This window comes from Psychrobacter luti, from assembly GCF_014192115.1.
Taxonomy (GTDB): Bacteria; Pseudomonadota; Gammaproteobacteria; order Pseudomonadales; family Moraxellaceae; genus Psychrobacter; species Psychrobacter luti.
Genome location: NZ_JACHXL010000002.1, coordinates 494,525 through 507,381, shown reverse-complemented (window position 1 = coordinate 507,381; position 12,857 = coordinate 494,525). Strand labels below are relative to the sequence as shown.

The 12,857-nt window shown below is 45.2% G+C and carries 9 protein-coding genes; 3 read left to right on the top strand and 6 right to left on the bottom strand.

The window, feature by feature from the left end; translation table 11 throughout:
* Positions 1-168: 168 nt before the first annotated feature.
* The gene (locus FHS24_RS06505) at positions 169-4,116 is read right to left on the bottom strand and encodes an AAA family ATPase (RefSeq protein WP_183619885.1); all 3,948 of its coding nucleotides are present in this window, start codon (positions 4,114-4,116) and stop codon (positions 169-171) included.
* 139 nt (positions 4,117-4,255) lie between these two features.
* Here FHS24_RS06505 and FHS24_RS06500 point away from each other — a divergent pair, with 139 nt between their 5' ends.
* Positions 4,256-4,555, top strand: a complete 300-nt coding sequence (locus FHS24_RS06500; RefSeq protein ID WP_183619883.1) for a DUF4298 domain-containing protein — start codon at positions 4,256-4,258, stop codon at positions 4,553-4,555.
* Between the two features lie 8 nt (positions 4,556-4,563).
* Here the strand turns inward: FHS24_RS06500 and FHS24_RS06495 are convergent, their stop codons facing one another.
* The gene (locus FHS24_RS06495; protein ID WP_183620100.1) at positions 4,564-5,367 is read right to left on the bottom strand and encodes a sulfite exporter TauE/SafE family protein; all 804 of its coding nucleotides are present in this window, start codon (positions 5,365-5,367) and stop codon (positions 4,564-4,566) included.
* Between the two features lie 178 nt (positions 5,368-5,545).
* Here FHS24_RS06495 and FHS24_RS06490 point away from each other — a divergent pair, with 178 nt between their 5' ends.
* Positions 5,546-6,478 (top strand): biotin--[acetyl-CoA-carboxylase] ligase, encoded by a 933-nt coding sequence (locus FHS24_RS06490; protein ID WP_183619881.1) that lies wholly within the window; start codon positions 5,546-5,548, stop codon positions 6,476-6,478.
* A 37-nt stretch (positions 6,479-6,515) separates the two neighbouring features.
* Positions 6,516-7,244 (top strand): pantothenate kinase, encoded by a 729-nt coding sequence (locus FHS24_RS06485; protein WP_183619879.1) that lies wholly within the window; start codon positions 6,516-6,518, stop codon positions 7,242-7,244.
* Between the two features lie 233 nt (positions 7,245-7,477).
* Here FHS24_RS06485 and FHS24_RS06480 read toward each other — a convergent pair whose 3' ends face one another.
* The 4 genes from FHS24_RS06480 to FHS24_RS06465 form a co-directional block, all read right to left on the bottom strand.
* Positions 7,478-8,665, bottom strand: coding sequence for an isovaleryl-CoA dehydrogenase (locus FHS24_RS06480; protein WP_183619877.1), 1,188 nt, complete (start codon positions 8,663-8,665; stop codon positions 7,478-7,480).
* Positions 8,666-8,858: 193 nt separating this feature from the next.
* Positions 8,859-9,779 (bottom strand): hydroxymethylglutaryl-CoA lyase, encoded by a 921-nt coding sequence (locus tag FHS24_RS06475; protein ID WP_183619875.1) that lies wholly within the window; start codon positions 9,777-9,779, stop codon positions 8,859-8,861.
* Between the two features lie 14 nt (positions 9,780-9,793).
* Positions 9,794-11,908: an acetyl/propionyl/methylcrotonyl-CoA carboxylase subunit alpha gene (locus FHS24_RS06470; protein WP_183619873.1), complete on the bottom strand. Its 2,115-nt coding sequence runs from the start codon at positions 11,906-11,908 to the stop codon at positions 9,794-9,796.
* A 142-nt stretch (positions 11,909-12,050) separates the two neighbouring features.
* Positions 12,051-12,857: an enoyl-CoA hydratase/isomerase family protein gene (locus FHS24_RS06465; RefSeq protein ID WP_183619872.1), complete on the bottom strand. Its 807-nt coding sequence runs from the start codon at positions 12,855-12,857 to the stop codon at positions 12,051-12,053.

Here is a 12,857-nt window from a genome sequence, read left to right as displayed (position 1 = left end):
ATATAAGAGTGAATAAATGGCAATAGTCTAGCATGGCTGATTAATATCGTCACCATATAGTCATCGTTTCGCATCAGCCCGAAATATTTGCGTGACTTTATATTCTAGCCCTAACTATACCACTAGCAATGGCTACCAGTTATCAATTATTTTATTACTGGGCTGCTCTTAATCAGAAAGGTAACGTGCTGCTTCATTGAGCGAGACGCTGACCAAGGTAGAAATACCCGCGCTTGGCATAGTAACACCTTTTAGCTCATCGGCAATCTGCATCGTCAGCTTATTATGACTGATAAAAATAAACTGTAAGTCGTCTGCTAACTCATGAATCAGACTGGTAAAGCGAGCAACGTTGGCATCATCAAGCGGCGCATCAACTTCATCAAGCACACAAAACGGTGCAGGATGCTGCTTAAATATCGCAAAAATTAAACTTAGCGCGGTCAAGGTTTTCTCACCACCAGAAAGCACAGCAAGGCGACTATTACGCTTACCTTTTGGCTGTGCCATCAAGGTTAGTCCTGCCCGCCACTGTTCTGATTTTGGCGCATTAGCAGGCATATCGTCAGTATTGAGGGTTAAGCTTGCTTGCCCGCCACCAAAGACTTTGGCAAATAAATTGGCAAGCTCGTTATTGACCGCATCAAGCGTCTGCATAAATAGCGTTTTGGTGGTTTCATCAATCGAGGCAATCGCCTCGGTCAACGTCTGCATACTGGCGGCAATATCTGCCGTCTGCTGCGCGAGTGGCTCTAAACGTTCATTGACTTCAGCCAGTTCTGCTACCGCCGCTAGATTGACCGCGCCAATTTTACCCAGCTGCTGCTCAAGATTTGCGCGCTCAGATTCTAATTCTGCGATTTTATCTGGACGTACGCGGCGGTCATGGGCAATAAAATCCGCCAATAAATTTGAGACACTCATCGTTTGCTGTGTTTGCTGTGTTTGCTGCGACATCTCCGATTGCGCTTTATATTTATGGCTAACTTTATAGTAAGCATCTAGCGCTTCTTGTGTATGATTACTGGCATCGTCTAAACGCGCCGCACTTAAGGCCAGCTCAGTGGCGAGGCGGGCAAGCTCACTTTGCTGCATTTGCAAAGCGTTTTGTAGTGTGTCTAATTCAATCTGCTGCTCACTATATTCCTCTTTAAGCGCCGTTAATGCTGTTTCGCGTTCTGCTAATACTACTTGCTGCGCATCGCGCGCTGTCTGTGTTATCTGTAATTCGGCTTGTAGTGCTGGCAATTTATGTTGCTGCTGCTCATGCTGCGCTTTTAGACTTTGCTCGCTTTGTAGCGACTTTTCATGCTGCTCGGTTGCCCGCGCAAGACTACTCACACTATGTTCTAAGCGCATCTCGCTTTGTTGCATACGAAGCTGCAAAGCTTGCCAAGCATCATCATTCGTCTGCCGCGCGCGAGCGAGCTCACTACACTCGGACTGCAATTGCTGACTTAATGCCCGAGCATCCGCTATTTGGGGCGTCAACGCCGCTATCTCACTTTGAATATGCTGCTGCTCATTATTTAGAATATGCTGCTCTTGCTCAAGCTCTTGTTTTTCCTGCTCAAGGGCTTCTTTGTCAGTATTTAGACGCTGGCTATCCGCTTGTAGACGCTCAGCGTTGGCGCGCTGAGTGGTAAGCTTTTGCTGATATTGATGCTTATCACGGGTTAATTGCTCCGCTTGAGCGCGAGTTTCTTCTAAGCTGACCGTCAAGGCATTATAGTTGCGTTGGTCATTAGCAATCGCTTTTTGCTGGTCTTGTATTTTGACCTCAAATTCATCAAGCAAACCTTCTAACGCTTGTAGACGGCTACCTTGTTGTAACCGCTGCGTTAAGAACTGGCTATTGCTATCGTTTTGACCATCTTGCGCACCAATAAATCTACTGAGATTCATCGTACCATGACGACTGACAAGCCAGCCATCAGACGTTAGTAAAATGGCTGATGATGGTAATATTTTCAGGATGTCAGCGAGAGCCTCAAGTGTCTGCTGATTATTCGTTTCAGGCTCCGCGATATATAAATAACATTGCTGCCAAAGCACCAAATTAGGGGCAGTAATAAGCTCTGCTAAAGGCAGTACTGTATCAGTCAAAGTGCTTGGCAATTCGTTAACAATTGGCTTTGCGTTTACATCATTTTGTTTAGCAGATAACCACAAGCTATGACCATTTTCTATTGACGATTTATCTTTATTAGCGATAGGCTCATTTTTTACGGTTTGATAAGTAAATAAGCTATTCAAGTCATGTTTAAGAACTTGCCATAGGCTACTCGCTTTTCGAGAATCATCATTGGCGTGTTGTTGATTAGATACGTTATCAACCAGTACATGACTGTCCAGCCATAGCGCTAATACGCTATCGAGTAGCTGTGCGTGCTGTTGTCCTTTTTCGCTTAGCTCAATCTGCTCACGCAAGGTTGCAATAACTAAGTCTTTATAATCCTTGGCTATATCATTTTCTAAAGCAGTTTTTGCATCAGTAGTTTTCACGTTAGCAGACTGTTGAGATTTTGGTAGTGGTTTAGGATGCAATATCTGATGTAGAGTATCGTACTCACCTGCTAAGACTGCGTGACGTTTTTCATACTCGCTCAACTCGCGTTGCTGAGTGTGCAAACGTTGCTGTAACTGATGCGCTTGCGGTTGCAACTCCGATAGAAGTTCATCAACACTGTCTTGCTGGCGCTCAATCTGCTGCAACTGTTTATTTAGCTCAGCAATCTGCGTCTCTAATGTCTGCTGTAAGTTTTTTGCATCATTTTTCTCGCGTCCATCAGCATTATCAATAGGTGATAATGACTGTTGTAGTTGCTGCCATAAATTCTGCCAGTTTTGCTGGCGACGCTGCCATTTCTCATGATTTTGATGCTGGCGTTTTTGGGCTTGAATATTAATCGCTTGCTGCTGCTCAAGCGCACGATTATTATCTTGCAAGCGTGATAGCTGGTTTTGCGCGTCATGGTAGGCGCGCTGCAATGGTTGCTCATTGCGTTTATGCGTGTCACGTTTATTGTTCAGCTCATTGATCTGTGGATGCAATTCTTCTAGCACATTCTGCTGCTTAGCTTGCTCAGCTTTTAAACGCTTTATCTCATCAACTGCTTGCTCACGCTGCTGCTCTAAACTGGCCAGTTGTTGATCAATAGTAGTCAGCTGTGATTTGGCATCACTGAGCTGATGTTCAGCTTGTTGGTAGCTTAGCTGCTGCTGATAATGGCTGCTTTGAGCATCGTCTTTTAGCCACTGTTCTTGATTGATATGCGCAGCAAGCTTATCTTGTTTGGCTTTTAGCGTTTCATAGCTTGCTTGTAATGTGGCGACCTCATTAGCGCTCCGCTCATGAGCTATTTTTTGCTGCTGCTGATTATGCTTGGCTTGATACAGTTGCTGAATGGCAAGTTGCTGCTTGATGTCAGCAAGCGTTAATGCCAACTCTTCGTAGCGCTCAGCACTGGCTGCTTGCTTAGACAAGCGTTTTTGTTGGCTAACCAACTCGCTTTGCATATCATACAGACGTGCTAAATTATCTTGGGTTTTCTCTAGCTTTTTTTGCGTCTCTTCGCGGCGCGCTTGATAGCGTGAAACGCCAGCAGCTTCTTCGATAAATTCACGCAGCTGCAGCGGGCTAGATTCAACAATACGCCCAATCATACCTTGTTCGATGACCGCATAACTGCGCGCGCCAAGCCCAGTTCCCAAGAACACATCGACCACATCACGACGACGGCAGCGCGTGCCATTGATAAAATAGTCCGAGCGCCCTTCCAAATTCACCTGACGGCGAACGGACAGCTCTTGGTAGAGATTAAATTCATGGCGAATGCCATTTTGCTCATCTTGGGTATGCTCAAAAGTCAGCTCGACGCTGGCGACACTTTTAGCAGCTTTGTCTTGCGTGCCGGCAAAGATGACATCACTCATTGCCCCGCCACGTAACTGCTTAGCAGAAGTTTCGCCCAATACCCAGCGAATGGCATCAATAACATTAGATTTGCCACAGCCGTTTGGCCCGACAATGGCGGTGATACCATGACGGAAGGTAAAAGTCGTTGGATTGGCAAAGGATTTGAAGCCTGCCAGCTTGAGAGATTTTAGGCGCATGAAGGATCAGTAAATATGGCGAAAACAGGCGGCTATTCTACCTCAAATTGGGCTAGGTTTTTAGGGTTTGTGAAGGATGCTATAATAGGGCTGAAAATTTGCATTATTCATCTAAATAATAACAATTAAGGGTATTCAAATGACCGATTATAATCCGCAAGAACTACAAAAAAAATATGAAGAATGGTGTGAGCTACATCATAAACAGCTTGAGGCGCAACAACAGTTCTTAAAAGCTGAAGCACTGCAAAACGAATTAAAAGACTACTATCTTAATCCGCAATGGATGGCGGATCGTGAAGCGGATCTGCCAATTGAGTATTCAGGTAAAGAGCACTCTATATTTAGTGAAGATGCGCTATGGAGTATGCTCAGCGACCATGACGAGTTAGCAAGAAAGTGGATACGTTTGGGGCTTGATGCGATTGATAAGAAATAGACCTTAGCTTAAATCACCCCAATCCCACTTAACAACAGCTGCCCGCCCGCAAATAATAATAATACGCCAAAGGCACGTTTAAGTATAAGCGCAGGCAGTACGTGGGCAAGCTTGGCACCGACTTTTGCCATAGCGAAGCTGACGACAGAAATACATATAAAGCCTGTAATATGTACAAAGCCTATCGTACCTTCAGGCAGATTGACCACATCTTGACCAAACCATGCAAAGCCTGCCGCGCCAGCCAATGCAATTGGCAAACCACAGGCCGCTGAGGTACCGACCGATTGCTTCATCGGTAGTCCCGCCCAGTTTAAAAACGGTACGGTCAAACTACCGCCGCCAATTCCAAAAATAGACGATGCCATACCAATGCCCGTGCCTGCGCCAAACTGCACACCAGCTGACGGTAACGGTTTGCCCAACTGCTCTTTGTTGGAGAAAAATAGCATCTTTATAGCGACCAATAACGCGCCGATACCGATGATGGCTTGCAATACCTTACCGTCAATCATATCAGCAATACCCGCACCAACGAGGCTACCGATGACCAAGCCCAATGCCATTTTGCGCCACACTTCCCAGCGTACACCGCAGTGCTTATTATGTGCCGTCAATGAGCTAATAGAGGTCACTACGATGGTCGCCAGTGACGTGCCAATCGCCAAATGAGTGACCACTTCAGGAGGGAAATGATACGCAGTAAAAATCCATACCAATGCTGGCACGATAATCATGCCACCGCCAACGCCAAATAAACCTGCACTGACGCCAGCAAACGCCCCTGCAATGACAAACCACACATACAACATCATATTACTACCTTTTATAATGGTTATTTTTAGATGATAATAACCAGCGCCTTCGCATCATTAGTATTCAAGTCGTGACAATTGTGCCGATGGCTGTCATTTTTAAAATTGCCTTAGTATATCAAATGCTATCTCAAAGACTCGATTAAACCTTATATGAACTACAGCGACTAAATTTATGCCATCACTAGCCAATTATTCCGTCCATTTACCTGAACTTACCCATCGTCACGTGACCAGCAGCGCTTCAACCAATAGTGAGCTAATAGACGCTGTGCAAGATGGCACGCTTGACGCTACTGATTTGCATCTACTAACGGCTGAGACTCAGAGTGCAGGACGTGGACAGCGAGGACGCTCATGGCAATCACCGCGCGGCAATGTCTATCTGTCGTTATATCATCCAGTACACATGCCCATTAGCGGTTTATTGTCTCTAGTTATTGGCGTTGAGCTGGCAAAAATGCCTATTATCCAAAAGTTAAATGAGCAATTACGTGCACAAGGTTTAACCCCTATTGGCGTAAAATGGGCCAATGATTTAGGCTTTTATCAAAATTCACCTAAAGCAGATAAAGCTGAACTAGACACGCAAATTATTCAATTTAATAAGCTTGCTGGTATCTTAATTGAACCGGTATGGAAGGCAGGAAAATTGGTCGGCGTGGTCATGGGCGTTGGACTTAATGTACAAGCTGCGCCGAAGCTAACCGCGCAAACTTGCGAAGGCATGAGTTATCAAGCAATTAGCTTGCAAGATATTTATGGGATGCTGGAATCAGATAACGCGAACAGTCTACCAACCTTACAAACGCTTTATCAGCAAATTAGTAAGGCATTACTGGCAGCTATGACACGCTTTGAGCATTTTGATATCGAAAGGCCGACTGGGCACACCTACTATCTAGACAGCTTTTTGCAAGAGTTTGCAACGATGGATGCACTGGCAGGTCTGCAATTACGTGTCAGCCAAGATCATGATAATAAAGCGCATGTGGTTACTGGACACGCCTGCAGTATTGATACAAACGGCTGTTTGCAATTGCGTGAAGATAACGGTAAGATTTCTGCGCTTTTTACCGGACGCATTGACGTTATTAATAAGGCTTAAATTAAAGACCCAACGGGCACTATATAAAGGGATTTTTATGCTCTGGTTAGATCTTGGCAACACCCGTCTAAAATACTGGCTCACTGATGATATCGGGCAGATTGTCGCGCACGATGCCAAGCAGCACTTGCAAGCGCCTGCCGAATTACTCATGGGTCTAACTGATCGCTTTGAGCGTTATGCGCCCGACTTTATCGGTATCTCATCAGTACTAGGCGATGATCTGAATGTAAAAGTTTCAGAAACGTTAAGTCGCCTTAACATCCCATTTGAATTTGTCCATGTTGATGCTGCGCATCCGCTTATGAAGAGCGCTTATAATGATGATCAGCTCGGCTGTGATCGTTGGTTACAGATGCTGGGCGCTGTCGATAAGAAGAAACGCCAGTGCGTGATTGGCTGCGGTACAGCGGTGACGATTGATTTGATTAATCACGCTGAGCATTTAGGTGGTTATATTTTCCCCAGTATTTACTTGCAACGTGAGTCGCTATTTTCTGGCACCAAGCAAATCACCATCTCTAACGGTACCTTTGATAGCGTCAGTCAGGGCACCACCACGCAAGATGCAGTACATCGCGGGATATTACTATCCATCGTTGGTGCGATAAATGAGATTAGCCATCGCCACCCTAACTTTGAGGTCATTATGACGGGTGGTGATGCAGCTATTATTGCCCAACACGTCAACCGCCCAGTGCGCCTACGTGATGATTTATTGTTAAATGGTCTGGCACGCTATTTTGACCATAGTAAACAGACATAGTAATTTTAATGACTTTATAAAATAGACATAAAAAAGCAGTACGTTTTAAGCGTACTGCTTTTTTGTTATAGCCTGTTCGATTTCAAACCCATACAGAGTGCTAATGGGATGAGTTTTCGCAGCCTCTGTCACGCCTGCGAACAGCAAGCAAGAAAAATTTAGCCCATTAGCACGAGGATATTAATGTATCGATTTCATTCTGAAATCAATACCTGACGAACATTCAATCATTATTACTTAGTCTCGTTAAACAACTCACGCCCAACTAGCATACGACGAATCTCACTGGTACCCGCGCCAATCTCATAAAGCTTGGCATCGCGCCAGTAACGACCTAGTGGATATTCATTGGTATAGCCATTACCACCAAAGATTTGAATGCCCTCGCCCGCCATCCAAGTAGCTTTTTCGGCACACCATAAAATTACACTGGCACAATCTTTACGCACTTCTCGACTATGACCAGCACCGCGCGCGTCCAACATATCGAGGTTTTTACCGACGGTGTATAAGAAGCTACGACCTGCTTGCAGTATCGTATACATGTCCGCAACTTTACCTTGAATAAGCTGGAACTCTCCGATGGCTTGTCCAAACTGCTTACGGTCATGAATATAAGGCACGACATTGTCCATCACCGCTTGCATGATACCGATAGGACCTGCGGCTAATACTGCACGCTCGTAATCGAGACCACTCATTAAGACTTTAACGCCTTCATTTAAGCCGCCTAAGATATTTTCTTTAGGGACTGCAACATTATTAAAAGTCATCTCACCAGTATGACTACCACGCATGCCAAGCTTATCGAGCTTTTGAGCCGTGCCAAAGCCTTCCATGCCTTTTTCAACGATAAAAGCGGTCATGCCTTTAGCGCCTAATTCTGGATTGGTCTTAGCATAAACAACCATAACATCGGCATCAGGACCATTGGTAATCCACATTTTGCTGCCATTTAAGATATAGCCGCCATCTTTTTCTTCAGCTTTTAGCTTCATACTGACGACATCTGAACCCGCACCAGTTTCACTCATGGCTAGTGCGCCGATGAATTCACCGCTGATGAGTTTTGGCAGATATTTTTGTTTTTGTTCCTCTGAACCGTTACGTTTGAGCTGATTAATACACAGATTAGAATGTGCACCATAGCTAAGTGCTACAGAGGCAGAGGCACGGCTGATCTCTTCCATCGCGACCATATGCGCGACGTAGCCCATATCAGAACCACCGTATTCTTCAGGAACAGTGATGCCATGCAGACCAATATCGCCCATCTTTTGCCACAAATCCATTGGGAATTCGTCGCTGCTGTCAATCTCGGCAGCACGTGGGACGATTTCATTAGCCGCAAACTGTTGTACCATATCACGTAAGGCATCGATATCTTCGCCAAGCTGAAAATTCAATCCAGGTAAACTCATAACCATTCCTTGTATTTTGATGTTTAATTTTTTACTAGCGCTGTGTCAATTTAAAAATTGATGGTATAGCTGGGACAAATTTTCCTCGCTTGCTGTGCGACTTCGTCACTCCAGAGGCTTCAAAAAATTTGTCCCAGCCATAAACCTATCTATCCATTTAGCTTATGACTAATTATATTCTTAATGAAATTAGTTAAGACTGACGTTTATTAATCAGGGCTCGTGCCACGTTTGAGCCATTAGGACGCCCTAAAAACTCACTGATACGCTCACCAGCCACGACCAATTTATCCAAATCAATGCCAGTACTGATACCCATGCCATGCAACATATACACTACATCTTCGGTGGCGACATTACCGGTTGCGCCTTTGGCATACGGACAGCCGCCAAGTCCAGCGACTGAAGTATCAAATTCACTGACGCCCATTTGTAGTGCAGCTAGAGTATTACTTAATGCTTGACCATAAGTATCATGGAAATGCCCTGATAGCATACTAATATCAGCATATTCAAGTGCAGCCTGTAGCGCACGCTGTACCTTGAGTGGTGTACCAACACCAATGGTATCAGCAATGCCAATCTGCTCTGAGCCAATCTCAATTAAACGCTTGGTAACGTAAGCTACTTGGCTTGGGTCAATTTCACCTTCATAAGGACAGCCGACGGTACAAGAGATGACGCCACGCACCTTGATGCCCTGCGCTTTTGCCGCAGCGGCAACGGGCGCAAAACGCTCGATACTTTCATCAATACTACAATTAATATTTTTTTGACTAAAGGTTTCACTAGCCGAACCAAAGATGACGATTTCATCAGGACGATGGACGATAGCATTTTCAAAACCGCGCATATTCGGCACTAAGACAGAATAGCTCACATCACTTTGGCGTGTGGCTGCAAGTGCCTCTAAAAGCGCGCTATTGTCGCCCATTTGCGGTACCCATTTGGGCGAGACAAAGCTAGTAGCCTCAAGCTTTTTAACCCCTGCAGCAATCAAATCATTGATAAGCCTTTGCTTAACTGCAGTCGGTACTGTCATGGCTTCATTTTGCAAACCATCACGTGGACTGACATCGACGATGGTGACATGTTTTGGATACGAGATACTCATATTGATTATCCTTTTTACTGGCTGTCTTCACTATCGATACGTAGGAGCTCATCACCATCAGCAACCAAATCACCTGCGCTAAATAACAATTCTGCAACCACACCGTCTGTCGGTGCAGTAATGGTATGTTCGATTTTCATCGCTTCGATGACTGCTAATGGCTCGCCCTTTTTCACAGTATCACCTACAGCGACTTTAAAGGCAACGACTTGCCCTGGCATTGGTGATTTTAAACTGCCAACAGCCGCATTCTCTTCGCCAACATGCGCCATGATATCAACGAGGGTAATCTCATCTCGTCCGTTGTCGGCAAACACATAGACGGTCTCATGGTTTGTCCAGCTTTGGGCGTTGATACGAGCACCATCTAACCATAGAGTATGATTGTGTGCGTCAATACTGCTATAGCTGATTTGACCTTCATAGACAGTTTCTGTCTGGGCGGCTACATTAGCATTGCTATTATCTTGAGTGTTAGCAATCTCTTTCCCAATAACTAGCGTAAAGCTACTAAGGTTATCGCTGCCCTTTTTGTTATCTGAACAATTTGCATTGTGCCAGTTACTAATACGAGCGTTATAAGATTGCTCATTATAAACCAAGCTAAACGAGCGCGTATAATCGCTAAAGGTTCGGAAACCCGTAGGCTTGCTAAACGGATCTAACCCTTGCATCGTCGCTTCACTGGCAAGCTGCTGCGCAATAGCCGTAACCGCGAGCGTCGATAACTCAAGCGGATGCTGATCAAACAGCTGCTCACGCTCACGCTCAATCAATGCCGTATCAAGATTGGCTTGGCTAAACGATTCTGTATTAATAATATAGCGTAGAAATGCGACGTTATTTGGCAGACCCACGATACGCGTTTGAGCCAGTGCACGATCGAGCTTGGCTAACGCTTGCTCGCGAGTAGGTGCATGCACAATAAGCTTAGCAATCATAGAGTCATAAAATGGACTGATGACATCGCCTTCGCGTACGCCATCATCGATACGCACATCCGTGCTGTTCTTATTAATGATAAAAGTACTATGCTCAGGCTTTTGATAAGTGAATAAAGTACCCGTGGCTGGTAAAAATCCATTGTCAGGATTTTCAGCACAAATACGCGCTTCAATTGCATGCCCGTTGATAGTCAGCTCTTCTTGTTTTTTCGGCAATGGCAAACCTGCCGCAACCAATAGCTGCCATTCAACCAAGTCTACGCCAGAGATAGCTTCACTGACCGGATGCTCAACTTGCAGACGGGTATTCATTTCCATAAAATAAAAATTCATTGAGCCTTCACGCTGCTCAACGATAAACTCAACCGTGCCTGCGCCAAAATAATTGACCGCACGTGCCGCTTCGATTGCCGCTGTTCCCATTGCTTCACGCATCGCTTCATCAACACCCGGTGCCGGCGCTTCTTCTAATACCTTTTGATGGCGACGCTGTACCGAGCAATCACGCTCAAACAAATGCACATAATTGCCATGCGTATCACCGAAGACTTGAATCTCGATATGGCGCGGTTTTAGGGCATATTTTTCGACCAACACTTGATCGTTACCGAAACTGGTAATCGCTTCACGGCGGCATGATTCTAATAAATCAATAAACTCACTGGGCTGCTCAACGATACGCATACCTTTACCACCACCACCAGCACTGGCTTTAATCAGTACTGGATAGCCAATACTATCTGCTTGCTGCTTTAAGAATGCACCATCTTGATTTTCACCATGATAGCCAGGTATTAATGGCACACCTGCCGCTTCCATCAAACGCTTGGACTCAGATTTGCCGCCCATGGCACGGATAGCGTCAGCTGATGGACCGATAAAGACCAAACCTGCATCGTGACAAGCTTGTGCAAAGTCCGCATTTTCACTTAAAAACCCATAACCTGGATGAATCGCTTGTGCGCCAACATCGAGGGCAATCGCAATGATAGCATCACCTTTTAGATAGCTATCTTTCGGCGCAGAACCTCCCAAATAAACCGCTTCATCACAGACAGCCACGTGTTTGGCTTCACGGTCAGCATCAGAATAAACCGCAACGGTACTCACACCCAAACGCTTGGCAGTCGCAGCAACACGGCAGGCAATTTCACCACGGTTGGCGATCAAAATTTTAGAAAACATAACTATCCCTGTATCTTGTCGTTTTATCGTTGATAAATAATCAAACGGTAGGCTGATATTCACGTATGACCGTTTACGCTAAATTGGTTTTGTTATTCATTGGCAATTTAGCGAAAACATTTCTTATTGCTATTCTTTATTGCTACCCTACTACTAGCCAATCAGGTTTGCGCTTTTGCAAGAATGCTTGTACACCCTCTTTGCCCTGCTCTGATGAGCGAATATCAGCGATTCCTTTGACCGTATTAGCAATTAGCTCATCGGTAATAGGCGCGCCCGCGACTTCATGCAATAAGCGCTTGCAGGTTTTCACAGCCTCAGGGCTATTTTTAACGACTTTGGCACAAAATTCTGCAACTGCATCATCAAGCGACTCTTCACTGACGCGCTCATGGATAAAGCCAAGCTGACGGGCTTTTTTACTATCAAATACTTCCGCACTGAGAAAATAACGCTGCGAGGCTCTGGCACCTAAGGCTCTAATCACATAAGGACTAATGGTTGCTGGTGCTAAGCCCAAACGTACTTCGCTAAGACAGAAGTTGGCAATTCTCACCGCGATTGCTACATCACAAACCGCAACTAAGCCCATGCCACCTGCATAGACGTCACCTTGAATAGCCGCTATCGTTGGTTTTGGACACTCATAAATAGTCTTGAGCATTTGTGCCAATTTATCAGCATCTGCTAGATTTTCCTCATAGCTATAATCCGCCATGGCGCGCATCCAATTGAGATCTGCGCCAGCACAGAACGCTTTACCGGCTGCGGCTAAAACAATAACACGTACTTGATCATCAGCGCCAAGTGTACTAAAGGCATCGGTTAGCTCAGCAATCATCTCATCGTTAAAGGCATTACGTATCTCAGGGCGATTCAAGGTTACCGTTGCAACGTGCTGCTCAACGTCAACCAATAGACTTTTATAATTATTCAAGTTTTGTTGCAT

Bases quoted from the DNA above. Each gene is read 5' to 3' on its own strand.
- FHS24_RS06505 (WP_183619885.1), bottom strand. From the start codon at position 4,116: ATGCGCCTAAAATCTCTCAAGCTGGCAGGCTTCAAATCCTTTGCCAAT.
- FHS24_RS06500 (WP_183619883.1), top strand. From the start codon at position 4,256: ATGACCGATTATAATCCGCAAGAACTACAAAAAAAATATGAAGAATGG.
- FHS24_RS06495 (WP_183620100.1), bottom strand. From the start codon at position 5,367: ATGTTGTATGTGTGGTTTGTCATTGCAGGGGCGTTTGCTGGCGTCAGT.
- FHS24_RS06490 (WP_183619881.1), top strand. From the start codon at position 5,546: ATGCCATCACTAGCCAATTATTCCGTCCATTTACCTGAACTTACCCAT.
- FHS24_RS06485 (WP_183619879.1), top strand. From the start codon at position 6,516: ATGCTCTGGTTAGATCTTGGCAACACCCGTCTAAAATACTGGCTCACT.
- FHS24_RS06480 (WP_183619877.1), bottom strand. From the start codon at position 8,665: ATGAGTTTACCTGGATTGAATTTTCAGCTTGGCGAAGATATCGATGCC.
- FHS24_RS06475 (WP_183619875.1), bottom strand. From the start codon at position 9,779: ATGAGTATCTCGTATCCAAAACATGTCACCATCGTCGATGTCAGTCCA.
- FHS24_RS06470 (WP_183619873.1), bottom strand. From the start codon at position 11,908: ATGTTTTCTAAAATTTTGATCGCCAACCGTGGTGAAATTGCCTGCCGT.
- FHS24_RS06465 (WP_183619872.1), bottom strand. From the start codon at position 12,857: ATGCAACAAAACTTGAATAATTATAAAAGTCTATTGGTTGACGTTGAG.